Below are 13,890 nucleotides of genomic sequence, written 5' to 3'. Positions count from 1 at the left end.
AATGTTTATAAGAAAATGGCGCTAACTTGGAATAGCTTTTCAACGACAGTGATATGTTTCTTGTCGATTAAGAACATAATGACGTGGTCGCCAGAATGGATGATGGTATCGTCGTGGGCGATGAGTACATCGTCGTTTCGTACAATGGCGCCAATGGTGGTACCTGCGGGGAGTTTTATGTCTGCAATTGCACGACCAACAACTTTTGACGTGTGTTCGTCGCCATGGGCTACCGCTTCAATAGCCTCAGCTGCACCTTTACGCAGTGAATAAACATTAACAATGTCACCACGGCGTACATGGGTAAGCAATGCTGAAATTGTGGCTTGCTGCGGCGATATCGCAATGTCTATTTCGCCACCTTGTACTAAATCAACGTAAGCGCCACGCTGTATTAGGACCATGGTTTTTTGTGCCCCCATGCGCTTTGCTAACATGGCAGACATTATGTTTGCTTCATCATCGTTTGTTACAGCGATAAATACATCAACCTGTTCAATGTGCTCTTCAGAGAGGAGCTCTTGATCTGAAGCGTCACCACAAAATACCACGGTGTTGTCGAGTAGTTCAGATAACTGCTCGGCGCGTTCTTTACTGCGTTCAAGCAGTTTTACACTGTGGTTTTTTTCCAGCGAGCGGGCAAGTCCTGCACCAATGTTACCACCACCTGCGATCATAATTTTTTTGTATGAGCGCTCAAGCTTTTGCAGTTCGTTCATTACTGCACGGATGTGTTTAGTTGCGGCAAGGAAGAATACCTCATCGTCAGCTTCAATCACTGTGGTGCCTAATGGCTTTATGGCTTTACCTTGGCGGTAAATAGCCGCTACGCGTGTCTCAACGTTGGGAATGTGTTCTTTGAGAGCTGAAAGTGCATAACCAACGAGTAAACCGCCATAATACGCCTTTACAGCTACTAATGACAGCATGCCATCGCCAAACTGTAATACCTGTAATGCGCCGGGGTAATCGATTAAACGGCGAATATATTTAGTCACCAATTGCTCCGGCGCAATATAGTGATCAACGGGTAAATCGTCGTTTTGGAATAGCTTTTCACGGTACTTAAGGTATTGCTCAGAACGAATGCGGGCAATTTTAGTGGGCGTATTAAAAATACTGTAAGCCACTTGGCAGGCAACCATATTTACTTCGTCTGAGCTGGTTACTGCAATGATCATATCGGCGTCTTCGGCGCCAGCCCTGCGTAATACATCGGGATGTGCGCTGTGGCCAGTAACACCTTGTAGGTCGTACTTGTCTTGTAACTCACGTAAGCGGTTGCCATCTATATCAACAACCGTTATTTCGTTTTGTTCACCGACTAAGTTTTCAGCGAGTGTGCCGCCTACTTGCCCGGCGCCGAGTATGATTATTTTCATTATTTATCTTATGACTGTTTTTTTACAAGCTTGGCATAATAAAACCCATCACTTTCGCCTGGTAGTAATTGTAATCCAGGGTTTGTGGCGGTGTCGTTATCATGCAAAGGTATATGCTCAACATCTGTGTTATTTGCTAAAAACTTAGCAACTTGCTGTTGATTCTCTAGTGGTAATACTGAGCAGGTTGCGTAAATTAATGTGCCACCTGGTTTTAATAATGGCCAGATACTATCTAAAATATCACCTTGTAGCGCAGCCAAGTCGTTAATATCTGACGCACGACGTAGCCATTTTATATCTGGATGACGACGGATAACGCCGGTCGCAGAGCAGGGTACATCTAATAAAATACGGTCAAATTGTTGCTCATCCCACCATGTATGTGGCTGTGATGCGTCCGCACATTGTAAGTCTGCACCTAAACCGATACGGGTTAAGTTTTGCTTTACGCGTTCAAGGCGTGTTGCATCGCTATCAAGGGCTAGTACATCGGCGTCGGCGAGCTCTAAAATATGGCAGGTTTTACCGCCAGGCGCTGCACAGGCATCAAGTATATGTTCATCATCTTTTGGATCTAATAAACGTGCAGCTAATTGAGCTGCCGCATCTTGTACTGAACAGGCACCAGTATCAAATTCAGGCAGTGAGAATACATCGCGCGGCTTATCAAGTTTAATTCCATCTACAAAATCTGGGTTTACTGTGTGCTCAATATCATTTGCGCTGAGCATCTCACTGTATTGAGTGGTACTGTACTGCGCTTGATTAACACGCAACCACATAGGAGCTTGCAGCTGGTTGGCCTCTAAAATTTGTTCCCATTGTTCAGGGTAGGCTTCTTTTACTTGCTTGATAAACCAGTTTGGGTGGTTGTATAAACACACCGAAATTTGCTTGGCTTTTTCTTCAAGCTCACTCTGTTGGCGTTGAAAACTACGTAAAATAGCGTTGATCAGGCCTTTTAAACCAAGTGCTCGAAGTTGTGCTAAAGCATTCACTGTTTCGCTAATTGCGGCATGTGGTGGAACCCGCATATGTTGTAGTTGGTAAATGCCCACATACAACAAAAACTGGAATATACGGCGCTTACCTTTTAGCGGTTGCTCCACTAAATGCTGGCAATAATTCTCTAAACTCGGCAGATAACGTAACACGCCATAGCAAATTTGTTGCAATAAGGCTTTATCTTTAGGCGATAAGCCTTGGCTTGCAAAAGGGAGCTCTTGGTTTAGAGATGCGCCCTTATCTACAACGTTATATAAAGTTTCTGCGGCAAGCGCACGTACGTTTGGAACATTACTCATTATTTTCGCCTAAGACGCTGCCTGGAGTAACCCAGTCACTGCGACCGTTTAAAAAGTCTGTAACAGCCATTGGTTTTTTACCTTGTGGCTGTAATTGGGTTATTTTTAGCGCGTGTGTGCCACAAGCGACTACAATACCGTGTTTGTCACTGTTTAAAATAGTGCCCGGCGTACCTTGTTGCTCAACCACATCGGCTTGATAAATCTTTACTGTGTTCTCGCCCATTTTAGTAAAACACACTGGCCAAGGGTTGAAGGCACGAATATTACGCTCAATTTGTGCAGCGTCCATTGTCCAATCAATATTAGCTTCGTCTTTTGATAGTTTTTTAGCGTAATTTGCTAGTTCGTCATCTTGTACTTGTGGGGTTATTTCGTCATTAGCTAACTTTGCTATCGTCTCGATAAGTGCGGTTGGCCCTAACTCAGCCAGTTTAGTATATAAACTGGCACTGGTTTCAGCAGCATCAATAGGGCAACGGCTAATGTGCAGCATATCACCGGTATCTAAGCCTTCGTCCATTTGCATTATGGTTACGCCAGTTTCATCGTCGCCTGCCCAAATAGCGCGCTGGATCGGCGCTGCACCACGCCAGCGTGGTAAAATTGAACCATGGACATTTAAACAACCAAGGCGTGGAGCCTCTAAAATTGCTTTTGGCAGTAATAGTCCGTAGGCAACGACGATCATGATATCTGCATTTAAACTGCTTAATTCACTTAATGCATCGTCACTTTTTAATGACGCAGGTTGAAATACAGGTAAGTCATTGGCTAAAGAAAGCTCTTTTACTTCACTGGCTTTGAGTTTTTTACCGCGCCCTGCAGGGCGGTCTGGTTGACTATAAACACCAACAATTTGATGTTCAGAATCAATAAGAGCTTGTAAGTGGCGCGCAGCAAAGTCCGGCGTACCTGCAAAAATAATGCGTAGTGGTTTTGTCACTGAGTTTTCCTAAGGTGCTTATTACTGTGCTGCAAATTTAGCTTCTTTTTCAAGCTTTTTACGAATACGTTGGCGTTTTAATGGCGATAGGTAATCAATAAACAATTTACCTTTAAGGTGATCAAGCTCATGCTGAATACATATAGCTAACAGCTCGTCAGCATCTAGGCTAAATTCTTCACCTTGTTCATTAAGCGCGGTAACAGTAACGGTTTCTGCACGATCTACTTTTGCGTAAGAATGCGGTACTGATAAACAGCCTTCTTCACTCACTGTTGCGCCATCTTGTTTGGTAATAACAGGGTTAATTAAAACCAGTGGTTCGTTGCGTTCTTCTGATACATCGATCACCACAATACGTTGATGAATATCAACTTGTGTTGCGGCTAGTCCGATGCCGTTTTCGTCATACATAGTTTCCAGCATGTCTTTGACAATTTGGCGAACTTGGTCGTCAACTTGTGCAACGTCTTTTGCTATTGTACGTAAACGCTCATCTGGAAATCTTAAAACTTCTAACCTAGCCATAGTAACCTTTTCACTTGTGCATAATATAGGGTATTGTATGCTCTTATTTTAGCCATTCGCGTTCACCTTTAACAGGTTTTGGTTAATAATAATGAAAAAACACCACAAGGAAGCCAAATGAAATACCCATTTTTAGCTGCATTGCTTACATTAAGCACTGCTTTTTCGTCTTATGCGGACGTTCTATCTATAAAAAAAGATGCGCCTAAACAATATGTTGTAAAAAAGGGTGACACTTTGTGGGATATTTCTGCTATTTATTTGAGCGAACCTTGGCTATGGCCAGAGCTTTGGCAAATGAACCCACAAATTAATAACCCACACCTCATTTATCCCGGTGATGCACTTTCTTTAATATATGATGAGCACGGAAATCCGCGATTGGTTATTAATAGTGGCTATAAAAAGCTTTCTCCGCAGGGCCGTATAACCCCTAAAGGTAAAAACGCAATACCGACGCTACCATTAGAATTATTAAGACCGTATTTAACTTATGAACGAGCAATTAGTGGTGATGATATTGCAGATAAGCCATACATTTTAGGTGCGAACGAAAATACTAAAATGAATACAAAAGGGCATATTGTGTATGTTAAAGGGAACTTAAAACAACACGAAAGCTATGCCATTTACCGAAAAGGAGAGGCTTATACTGACATAGATAGTGATGAAGTATTGGCTTATAAATCAGTATTGGTAGGGATTGGTAGGGCATTTCGTGGTGGTGATGTAGAAAATGCTGTACCGGCATCGGTTAGAATTGAAAGTGTAAAGCAAGAAATCAGACCAACGGATTTTTTATTACCAGCAATGGAAGGGCAAGCACTGCCTGCATTTTTTACGATGCAGCGTCCTGAGCAGCCTGTTACAGGTAACATTATTGCCGCAGTAAATGAATTGCGAGAATTTAGCACTATGGATATTGTAGTGCTAAACTTAGGTACTGAGCAGCAAATTAAAGCTGGCCATATATTAGATATAGAGCGTCAATCTCCAACCGTATTTGACGGTCGTAACGGGCCAAGATATAAAGAAGACTCAAATAGTTTGGAAAAGCTGATCACAAAAACTAGTGAGTTTTTTGGTGTAGAAGCAGATGAAGATGCTACAGTTTGGCATATGCCAAAAGAAAAAGTAGGTGAGTTAATGGTGTTTAAAGTATATGACAACGTTAGCTATGCCTTAATCGTAAAAAATCAGCACCCAATCCGCGTCGGTGATTTTGCAGTTATAAATTAATACAGGTTTGAGTGCTCTAAGGAGAGAGCATGGAACAGTCATATGGTAAGTTAACACATTGGCTTGCCTTTTATTTATGCAAAGGGTTGGGGGTTAAAACCTTATTGGCATTGGTCCAAAAGTTACCCTTAGCAGATTTATTTACGTTATCACATGAGCAATTACTTGCATTAGGTTTGAATCAGCAAGTTGCCACTAATATAGTGGCTACCAATTGGACGCAAGTTAAGCACTACGAAACCCTAATTAATCAAGCCGACATCCAAGCTATAAGCTATTTTGATTCACGTTACCCGCCATTATTAAAAGAAATTGCCAGCGCCCCACTATTACTGTTTTGTCGTGGTAATTGTGATTTACTGTTGAGTCCGCAAATAGCCATTGTGGGCAGTCGAAATGCAACCCCTATAGGCCTTGAGATAGCTGCGCAATTTGCCCACCAGTTATGTGAAGCCGGTTTAACAGTTACCTCCGGCTTGGCATTGGGCATAGATGGTGCTGCTCATAAAGGGGCATTATCAAGTACAGGTAAAACAATTGCAGTACTTGGCACCGGGGTTGATATTTATTACCCAAAACGCCATAAACTATTAACTGATCAAGTATTAAAAAATGGTGTGCTAGTTAGTGAGTTTTTACCAGGGGCGGCGGCTAACTCTAATAACTTTCCAAGGCGAAATAGAATTATTTCGGGGCTATCATTAGGCGTGCTGATTGTTGAAGCCGAGATTAAAAGTGGCTCATTAATTACCGTGCGCTATGCACTTGAGCAAAATAAAGAGGTGTTTGCTGTACCTGGCTCTATTAAAAATCCATTATCACAAGCGAGTCATTTTTTAATAAAGCAGGGGGCTAAATTAGTCGAAAATGTCAGTGATATTTTAGAGGAGGTGAGCTTTTTTGGTCAAAACAGTCTATATAATATAGAAGAGCCGATTGAAAATGAGCCCGAATGTGCAGTGCTCAAAAGTGTAGGTTTTGAAGTAACACCTGTAGATGTAATTGCTCGGCGCTGTGAGTTGCCGATTGACAAAGTACAGACCCGTTTACTCGATCTTGAATTAGACGATAAAGTGGAGCGAGTCTTAGACGGCTATATCAAGTTAGGAGCAACATAATATGTTCGATATTCTTATGTATTTGTTTGAAAATTATATCCACAGCGAAGCTGAAATTTTTGTTGAGCAAAATGAGCTTACTGACGAGTTATTGCGTGCAGGCTTTAATAAACCCGAAATATTCAAAGCCCTTGATTGGCTTGAGCAATTGGCTGACTTGCAACATAGTGACGAAGTGCCCTATTTAAATGCCTACCCGCATCATGCCGTACGAATTTTTACCGATAGTGAATGTCAGATGCTTAGTACCGAGTGTCGAGGCTTTTTAATGTTCGTAGAGCAAATTGGGGTTATCAATAATGTAACTCGAGAAATGGTAATGGATCGATTATCCGCGCTAGACAAACCTTATATTGGTCTTGATGACTTAAAATGGGTTGTGTTGATGGTGCTCTTTAATGTGCCAGGCTCTGAGCTTGCTTATTCGCAAATGGAAGATCTTATTTTTGACGAGCCAGCAGAGGTATTACATTAACTTGTATCTTTAATTAGTTTGGGTATATTAGGCGAAAATTAGCCAATCGCTTTGGAATCACATGAGTAAAATAGATCATTCGCTTTTCTCTGCTAACCAGCATGCCCTCGAAAAAGAATACGAAATTTGCCCTCAATGCGGTTCTGAGCTAGTGATCCGTAACAGTAAAAGTGGACCTTTTCTCGGTTGTGCAAGTTACCCCAAGTGTGATTTTATTCGGCCCTTAGCACAGCACGATACTCAACAAATTAAAGTACTTGATGACAGCCCATGTCCTGAATGTGGAAACCCGCTGGTGGTGAAAAATGGGCGTTATGGCATGTTTATCGGTTGTACCGGTTACCCTCAGTGCCATTACATTGTTCATGATGAAAAAGAGCCAGATGAAGAAGTATTACCCGCGTGCCCTAAATGTAAAAAAGGGCAGTTAGTTGCGCGCAGTAATAAATTTGGCAAAACTTTTTATTCCTGCGATAGCTATCCAAGCTGTAAATACACCCTTAATTTTAAGCCTATTGAGCATACTTGCCCTGAGTGTCAGTGGCCAGTCATGATGCAAAAGCAAATGACTAACAACGTTGTGTTACAATGCCCACAGAAAAGTTGCTCGCATAAAATCACTGTCAGCGAGTAGACGCTTAACTTTTATTGTATTTGGAGATTTGTGTGACAGATCCAATCCCTTCACCTTTAACTGCTGTTGATGCATTAAAGCAAGGTGGTGTAATTGTTTATCCAACTGAAGCTGTATTTGGTTTAGGTTGCGACCCAGATAACCAACAAGCCGTAGCAAGCTTATTAGCAATTAAACAGCGCCCAGTCGAAAAAGGACTAATTTTAATTGCTGATAACTATGGTCAATTATTAAAATATATTGATGATGCAAAAATCCCAATGGATAAACGTGCTGATATTTTCTCTAGCTGGCCCGGTGCGATTACCTGGGTTATGCCAGCAGCTAAAAATACACCTAAATGGTTAACGGGTCAGTTCGACACTATTGCTGTACGTGTAACCAATCACCCAACAGTAAAACGGTTATGCCAAGAGCTAGGTAAGCCTTTAGTTTCAACCAGTGCTAACTTATCTGGACAAGATACGGTCACTAGTATAGTTATGGCCAAAAGTGAGTTTGCTGAGCAGGTGGCATTTTATGTCGACGAACCACTGGGCGGCAACACACAACCTAGTACCATTAAAGATGTAATGACAGGCAAAGTATTTAGAGGATAAGCAATGCACAGTAACCTACTCGAACAAGTAAAAACCTATTTAATGGCATTGCAAGAAAGCATTTGCCAAGGCTTAGAACAAGCTGATGGCAGCGCTAAGTTTGCTGAAGATAGCTGGCAGCGAGCTGAAGGCGGCGGTGGCCGCTCTCGTGTTATTCGTGATGGTCATGTTATTGAACAGGGCGGTGTTAACTACTCGCATGTTTTTGGCGCTTCTATGCCTGCATCTGCGACAGCGCATCGCCCTGAGCTTGCTGGCCGCAGTTTTCATGCTTGTGGTGTGTCATTAGTTATTCATCCTAAAAACCCACACATTCCTACTAGTCACGCCAATGTACGCTTTTTTATCGCAGAAAAAGAAGGCGAACAACCTATTTGGTGGTTTGGTGGGGGCTTTGACTTAACACCATTTTATCCTGTGTTTGACGATGTTAAGCATTGGCATCAAGTTGCCAGTGATCTCTGTGCGCCGTTTGGTGATGAGGTGTATCCAAACTATAAAAAATGGTGTGATGAGTATTTTTATATTAAGCATCGCGATGAAACTCGCGGTGTGGGTGGTTTATTCTTTGACGACTTGAACGAACAAGGATTTGAAAAGAGCTTCGCTTTCATGCAAGCCGTGGGCAATGGTTTTCTAGATGCTTATTTACCGATTATTGAACGTCGTAAAAATGACGAATACACCCAACAACAGCGTGATTTTCAATTGTATCGTCGAGGTCGTTATGTTGAGTTTAACCTTGTTTGGGACAGAGGAACCTTGTTTGGCTTGCAAACAGGAGGCAGGACTGAATCTATTTTAATGTCGATGCCACCTTTAGCCCGTTGGGAATATAATTATAGCCCCGAGCCGGATAGCGCTGAAGCGAATTTATATCAATATTACTTGCGTCCACAAAACTGGTTAGATACGCAACACGATCAGTTAGTTGCTCGAGACTGGCAACTGTAGAGCCAAATTATACCCAAGCCACTTCAATATGTGAGCGTCGTTGGAGCTAAAAGCGATTTAGGCATAAGGCGCTAATACATTAGCGCCATTTTTATGAAGGTTTACTTAGTCAGTTTGAAGGAACGTACTTTCTCGTCTAAAGATCGAGCGAGTGATAATAAGTCTTCGCTGACTTTTTGATTATCTTTAGCATCAACTAACGAACATTCAGCATTATCGCTAATCGCCACTACGCTTTGATTAATTTCTTCGGCAGCCAAGTTTTGTTGCTCGGTGGCATTGGCGATTTGAACATTCAGCTGATTGATTTCGTTCATCTGCGAAGATATTTCCTGTAGAGCTTGGGCGACATTTTTAACCTGCAATGCCCGTTCATCAGCTTCCTCACAAGAACTGCTCATCATTGTGACTGTATTTGCCGCTTCAGCTTGCAGCTTATTAATTGTTTGGCGAATTTCATCTGTTGAAGCGTGTGTACGAGTTGCTAAAGTACGTACCTCATCTGCCACTACAGCAAACCCTCTACCAGTATCGCCTGCACGTGCAGCTTCGATTGCTGCATTAAGTGCCAGTAAGTTAGTTTGCTCAGCAATGCTACTGATCACCTCTAGTACATTTCCTACTTCTATGGTTTGTGCTTGTAATTGACTTACTTGCGCAGCCGCACTGCGTACATCTTCGGCAAGTTGATTAATACTCTGCTCGGTATATGTTGCTACTTGTAAACTCTCTTGTGCGAGTGAGTTACTGCTTTGTGATTTTTCAGAGGCGAAATGTGTTGTATTTTTTACCTCATTTGATGAGCTTTCAAGTTCATTTATCGCAGCCGCGACCGAATCAGTCCCTTGTTTTTGATTTAAAATTGCGTGTTCTGTTGCATCTGCAGATGCATAAATTGATTCTGCACAATGAATTAGTACTTTCGATGAGTGAGATACTTGAGCAATATTTTCTTTAAATGCCCCTATCATCTGATTAAAGCTACCGGCTAAAGAGCTAAGTTCATCATTATTGTTGTCATCAATAGTTAAACTCAAATCATTATTGCTGGTGGCTAAATGAATAACATGATTCATTTTTTTAAGTCTTTTAATGAATATCTTTCTAAATAACAAACCTAATAATACGAATGCAATTAAAAACAAGGTGGAGAGTAACAGCGTGTTAATTAGAGTGTTTCGAGTGACCTTTTCATCAATATCATCTAGTGAATAGCTAATTTTAACAACGCCTAACACATCACCTTCTTTTGCTTGATGACATCCTAAGCAATTGGTGCCTTTGTAGTCGCTGCGTGCAAACATTGGCTTTAAGTAAGTCATGAAACGAGTGCCTTTGTGTTGCTCAATAAATAGAGCTTCTTTGCCTGTTAATGCTGAATGTTCCGCAGAGGTGACTGGAGCCTGATTTTGACTCCCAGGCCCGAATGCTTTTGTCACAATAGGGCTGCGAATTATATGCGCATCTTCAATATTAGGGTGGCTACGCAATTTACTTCCTAAAATATCACGATTAGCCATTGTGCCAGTGAGCATCATGGTATTGATAGAGTCAAAATAATTATCAGCAAGCAATTTTATATTACTTTCAATAGTATCTTGCGCGAGAGAATGTTGCTGATTGGAACTACTAAAAAGACTAGCAGACAAAACAAGCGCCCCAGTGAGCGCAAGTAGTGCATAAATTTTATGTTGAATGGATTTCACGCGCGATATGCTCTGTTAAACAAGATTACATTATTATCTTTATTTAAAAGCAATGGGCTTTGATGTAGCGCAAACTTAAAAGGTTAAAGTTGCTATAATTTATTTTAGTGTTGATTAATCATATGGCTTGCAAGTTGTGCTAGAGATTTCCGTAGCCCTTCACGCAGTAATGGATTATCAATTTCTGCATTTAACGCTTTGTTCATGCAATGCATCCATTGATCGCGTAAGTCCTGATCAATAGGGAACGGCATATGGCGTTTTCGTAGCATTGGGTGGCCGTACTTTTCTGCAAACAAGTCTGGGCCGCCTAACCAACCGGACAAAAATTCAAAAAAAACTTGGCGTATGCGGTCTAATGGTTGAGGATGCATATCATATAACGGTTTAGCGTATTCATCGCTCGCCATTATGTCGTAGAATCTATCAGACAGAGCACGTGCTCCTTTTTCACCGCCCATCATCTGGTAAGGTGTTTTTTCTGGCGAGGGAGCTTGTTGTGGCTCTGCTTGTTTCGATTTTGAGAAAAGTCGTTTAATCATAATTTTATCATCGTTAATTAACAGTATTTACTGTGCGAAGAGGTTGCTTGAATATGGACAAATATGCGGTTTTTGGAAACCCAATCGAACACTCAAAATCACCCGCTATACATACGCAATTTGCAACCTCATTAGGCGAGCAAATTGACTACCGCGCAATATTAGCACCGATTGACGGCTTTAAAAAATCAGTGAGAGACTTTTTTGCTCAAGGTGGGCTCGGAGCTAATGTCACTATGCCATTTAAAGAACAAGCCTATGAGCTGGTCGATGAGCGTACAGAACTTGCAAAAATCGTTGGTGCAGTAAATACCATTAAATTACTTGATGATGGTCGTTTACTCGGTGACAACACCGATGGTGTAGGATTTGTAAATGACTTACTAGCAAACAAAGTTGCTATAAAAGATAAGCGAATACTGTTAGTTGGTGCTGGTGGTGCTGCCCGTGGTGTGGTGTTACCGCTTTTAGCTCAACAGCCTAGTGAAATTATCATCGTTAATCGCACTAGCGAAAAAGCAAAAGCGCTTGCTGAATTATTTGCACAATATGGCGAAATAAAAGGTTATGGTTTTGATGATTTACCAGTAAGTGATTACTCGCTAATTGTAAACTCAACATCTAGCAGCATGCTGGGTGAGCTACCTGCGCTTGATAAAAAGCACCTTAGTGGCTGTGATTGGGTTTATGATATGTTCTATTCGCTTAGAAACACTTTATTCATGCAGTGGGCGCAAGATAATAAACCCAATATTTCAGTTTTAGATGGCAGTGGTATGTTAGTTGGCCAAGCCGCACAAGCGTTTTATGTATGGCGCAATAAAATGCCAGAGATATTACCTGTAGTTAGTGCATTAAAAGCAGGGGAGCTTAAATGAACCAAGCTATTCAATTTATAGATAGAGTCGAATTTGATGAGAAAAATCAGCTATTAACCTTTTATGCGCAAGTTAGTGGACTCATGGTTGAGTGTGTTGTGAATACGCAAAGCTTATTAATTTCAGATATGACTGCAGCAAAACAACATTTTGAATCACTGCGTTTTGATTATGAAGAACTTGCTGAGCAACTCATCGAAGATGAAGAGTATAACTCAGCGGGACAAATTGAAATAAAGGCGTTAATTTAATCTTCTGCTAGGTATTCGTCTTTTAGCTCAACATAGTTATTTGCAGAGATTTTTAAAAAGCTAAGTTCTTGCTCTGTTAAAGGGCGAGCTTGTTTAACAGGGCTACCAACATAAAGGTAGCCTGATTCTAAACGTTTATTAGGCGGCACTAGGGAGCCACCACCTATAATTACATCATCTTCGACAATAGCATTATCCATAACAATAGCACCCATACCAACTAAGATACGATTGCCTAAACGACACCCGTGTAACATTACTTTATGGCCAACCGTAACATCGTCGCCAATAACGAGAGGGTAACCATCAGGGTTGCTTTTACTTGAGCGAGTTAAATGCAACACGCTGCCATCTTGTATATTGCTACGCTCACCAATGCGGATATAGTTTACATCTCCCCGAGCCGCGACCAATGGCCAAACACTGCTGTGGTCACCCAATGTGATATCACCGACCAATACTGCTGATTCATCTATATAGACAGATTGGTTAAAAGTAGGAGTAACTCCTTTATAAGAACGGATAGTCATAGAACACCTAATAAAATGAAAGCAATTAAAGTTGATGATAGCAGTAGAGCTTATAAAATGGCCAGAGAGGAAGTGAATTGACTACTAAACTAGCGGTTTTAAGGTGTTTAGGTCGTAAATCAAGCGAACAGCACTTTATTTTAAGTTTTCTTTAAAAAACACTTGCGTAAAAATCTGTTCTCCCTATAATGCGACCCCACTGAGACGGCAGAGCAGGCAACGCTTAGCGAGGCAAGCAGTTAATCAGTAAGTTGAGTAAAACTTGAGTTTAGATTTTTTAAAAAGTTTAAAATTAAGTGTTGACAAAAAAATAGGAAAGCGTAACATGCGCAGCCCTAGCGACGTAAAGCAAAGCGCTTTAATCGCAACGTTCTTTAACAATATAAAGCAATCATCTGTGTGGGCGCTCGTACAGATTGAGTTCTAACAGCAGATTCTAGTTCGCTAGATGACGCAAAAAATTTAGAGTCTCAATTGAAACTGAGTGACCAAAAGAATAGTTACCTTTAGTAATTATTCAGCACAGTCAATTCAATATCGAAAGATATTAAATAAATTCAGAATTCATTGAGCTGTTCTTCGGAACATAAAAACTTTTAATTGAAGAGTTTGATCATGGCTCAGATTGAACGCTGGCGGCAGGCCTAACACATGCAAGTCGAGCGGTAACAGAGAGTAGCTTGCTACTTTGCTGACGAGCGGCGGACGGGTGAGTAATGCTTGGGAACATGCCTTTAGGTGGGGGACAACAGTTGGAAACGACTGCTAATACCGCATGATGTCTACGGACCAAAGGGGGCT

15 protein-coding genes and 1 rRNA gene are annotated in these 13,890 nt (G+C 41.4%); 9 read left to right on the top strand and 7 right to left on the bottom strand.

Going from position 1 to position 13,890, the window contains the following annotated elements:
- Positions 1-5: 5 nt before the first annotated feature.
- From trkA to def, 4 genes are read right to left on the bottom strand one after another with little or no spacing between them, the layout of a single operon-like run.
- On the bottom strand, positions 6-1,382 hold the full coding sequence (trkA, locus tag QMA12_RS19135; protein ID WP_087533881.1) for a Trk system potassium transporter TrkA: 1,377 nt from the start codon (positions 1,380-1,382) through the stop codon (positions 6-8).
- Between the two features lie 8 nt (positions 1,383-1,390).
- Positions 1,391-2,689 (bottom strand): 16S rRNA (cytosine(967)-C(5))-methyltransferase RsmB, encoded by a 1,299-nt coding sequence (rsmB, locus tag QMA12_RS19130; protein ID WP_290211128.1) that lies wholly within the window; start codon positions 2,687-2,689, stop codon positions 1,391-1,393.
- Complete coding sequence (gene fmt, locus QMA12_RS19125; protein ID WP_290211127.1) at positions 2,682-3,635, bottom strand: methionyl-tRNA formyltransferase; 954 nt, start codon at positions 3,633-3,635, stop codon at positions 2,682-2,684. Before fmt ends, rsmB begins: the two co-directional genes overlap by 8 nt.
- A gap of 21 nt (positions 3,636-3,656) precedes the next feature.
- Complete coding sequence (def, locus tag QMA12_RS19120) at positions 3,657-4,163, bottom strand: peptide deformylase (RefSeq protein WP_290211126.1); 507 nt, start codon at positions 4,161-4,163, stop codon at positions 3,657-3,659.
- Positions 4,164-4,280: 117 nt separating this feature from the next.
- Between def and QMA12_RS19115 the strand changes: the two genes are divergently transcribed.
- The 6 genes from QMA12_RS19115 to hemF all read left to right on the top strand — a co-directional run bounded on the left by QMA12_RS19115 (position 4,281) and on the right by hemF (position 9,182).
- Positions 4,281-5,402 carry a LysM domain-containing protein gene (locus tag QMA12_RS19115; protein ID WP_290211125.1) on the top strand — a complete coding sequence of 374 codons (1,122 nt, stop codon included), beginning with the start codon at positions 4,281-4,283 and terminating at the stop codon, positions 5,400-5,402.
- Positions 5,403-5,431: 29 nt separating this feature from the next.
- On the top strand, positions 5,432-6,520 hold the full coding sequence (dprA, locus tag QMA12_RS19110) for a DNA-processing protein DprA (RefSeq protein WP_290211124.1): 1,089 nt from the start codon (positions 5,432-5,434) through the stop codon (positions 6,518-6,520).
- A 1-nt stretch (position 6,521) separates the two neighbouring features.
- The gene (locus tag QMA12_RS19105; protein WP_290211122.1) at positions 6,522-6,995 is read left to right on the top strand and encodes a DUF494 family protein; all 474 of its coding nucleotides are present in this window, start codon (positions 6,522-6,524) and stop codon (positions 6,993-6,995) included.
- Positions 6,996-7,056: 61 nt separating this feature from the next.
- Positions 7,057-7,629 (top strand): topoisomerase DNA-binding C4 zinc finger domain-containing protein, encoded by a 573-nt coding sequence (locus QMA12_RS19100; RefSeq protein ID WP_290211121.1) that lies wholly within the window; start codon positions 7,057-7,059, stop codon positions 7,627-7,629.
- Positions 7,630-7,661: 32 nt separating this feature from the next.
- Positions 7,662-8,228: an L-threonylcarbamoyladenylate synthase gene (locus tag QMA12_RS19095; protein WP_290211120.1), complete on the top strand. Its 567-nt coding sequence runs from the start codon at positions 7,662-7,664 to the stop codon at positions 8,226-8,228.
- A gap of 3 nt (positions 8,229-8,231) precedes the next feature.
- Entirely contained in the window at positions 8,232-9,182 is a 951-nt protein-coding gene (hemF, locus tag QMA12_RS19090; RefSeq protein ID WP_290211119.1) for an oxygen-dependent coproporphyrinogen oxidase, read from the top strand.
- Between the two features lie 101 nt (positions 9,183-9,283).
- Here hemF and QMA12_RS19085 read toward each other — a convergent pair whose 3' ends face one another.
- Together QMA12_RS19085 and QMA12_RS19080 are read right to left on the bottom strand one after the other, a co-directional pair.
- Positions 9,284-10,888: a methyl-accepting chemotaxis protein gene (locus tag QMA12_RS19085; RefSeq protein ID WP_290211118.1), complete on the bottom strand. Its 1,605-nt coding sequence runs from the start codon at positions 10,886-10,888 to the stop codon at positions 9,284-9,286.
- Between the two features lie 104 nt (positions 10,889-10,992).
- Entirely contained in the window at positions 10,993-11,430 is a 438-nt protein-coding gene (locus QMA12_RS19080; protein WP_087533870.1) for a group II truncated hemoglobin, read from the bottom strand.
- 53 nt (positions 11,431-11,483) lie between these two features.
- Between QMA12_RS19080 and aroE the strand changes: the two genes are divergently transcribed.
- Both aroE and QMA12_RS19070 read left to right on the top strand, forming a co-directional pair.
- Positions 11,484-12,308, top strand: coding sequence for a shikimate dehydrogenase (aroE, locus tag QMA12_RS19075; RefSeq protein WP_290211117.1), 825 nt, complete (start codon positions 11,484-11,486; stop codon positions 12,306-12,308).
- Positions 12,305-12,559: a DUF1488 domain-containing protein gene (locus QMA12_RS19070; RefSeq protein ID WP_290211116.1), complete on the top strand. Its 255-nt coding sequence runs from the start codon at positions 12,305-12,307 to the stop codon at positions 12,557-12,559. Before aroE ends, QMA12_RS19070 begins: the two co-directional genes overlap by 4 nt.
- Here the strand turns inward: QMA12_RS19070 and QMA12_RS19065 are convergent.
- Entirely contained in the window at positions 12,556-13,089 is a 534-nt protein-coding gene (locus tag QMA12_RS19065) for a gamma carbonic anhydrase family protein (RefSeq protein ID WP_290211115.1), read from the bottom strand. The two genes, QMA12_RS19070 and QMA12_RS19065, sit on opposite strands and share 4 nt — an antisense overlap.
- Before the next feature lie 597 nt (positions 13,090-13,686).
- Between QMA12_RS19065 and QMA12_RS19060 the strand changes: the two genes are divergently transcribed.
- Positions 13,687-13,890 (top strand): 16S ribosomal RNA (locus QMA12_RS19060); the annotation flags it as partial.

The organism is Pseudoalteromonas sp. APC 3893 (genome assembly GCF_030408095.1).
Taxonomy (GTDB): domain Bacteria; phylum Pseudomonadota; class Gammaproteobacteria; order Enterobacterales; family Alteromonadaceae; genus Pseudoalteromonas.
This window is presented reverse-complemented; position numbering and strand designations above follow the sequence as displayed.

Coding starts and splice junctions, on each gene's coding strand:
- aroE (WP_290211117.1), top strand. CDS start 11,484: ATGGACAAATATGCGGTTTTTGGAAACCCAATCGAACACTCAAAATCA.
- trkA (WP_087533881.1), bottom strand. CDS start 1,382: ATGAAAATAATCATACTCGGCGCCGGGCAAGTAGGCGGCACACTCGCT.
- rsmB (WP_290211128.1), bottom strand. CDS start 2,689: ATGAGTAATGTTCCAAACGTACGTGCGCTTGCCGCAGAAACTTTATAT.
- QMA12_RS19105 (WP_290211122.1), top strand. CDS start 6,522: ATGTTCGATATTCTTATGTATTTGTTTGAAAATTATATCCACAGCGAA.
- QMA12_RS19070 (WP_290211116.1), top strand. CDS start 12,305: ATGAACCAAGCTATTCAATTTATAGATAGAGTCGAATTTGATGAGAAA.
- def (WP_290211126.1), bottom strand. CDS start 4,163: ATGGCTAGGTTAGAAGTTTTAAGATTTCCAGATGAGCGTTTACGTACA.
- hemF (WP_290211119.1), top strand. CDS start 8,232: ATGCACAGTAACCTACTCGAACAAGTAAAAACCTATTTAATGGCATTG.
- QMA12_RS19080 (WP_087533870.1), bottom strand. CDS start 11,430: ATGATTAAACGACTTTTCTCAAAATCGAAACAAGCAGAGCCACAACAA.
- QMA12_RS19115 (WP_290211125.1), top strand. CDS start 4,281: ATGAAATACCCATTTTTAGCTGCATTGCTTACATTAAGCACTGCTTTT.
- QMA12_RS19100 (WP_290211121.1), top strand. CDS start 7,057: ATGAGTAAAATAGATCATTCGCTTTTCTCTGCTAACCAGCATGCCCTC.
- dprA (WP_290211124.1), top strand. CDS start 5,432: ATGGAACAGTCATATGGTAAGTTAACACATTGGCTTGCCTTTTATTTA.
- QMA12_RS19065 (WP_290211115.1), bottom strand. CDS start 13,089: ATGACTATCCGTTCTTATAAAGGAGTTACTCCTACTTTTAACCAATCT.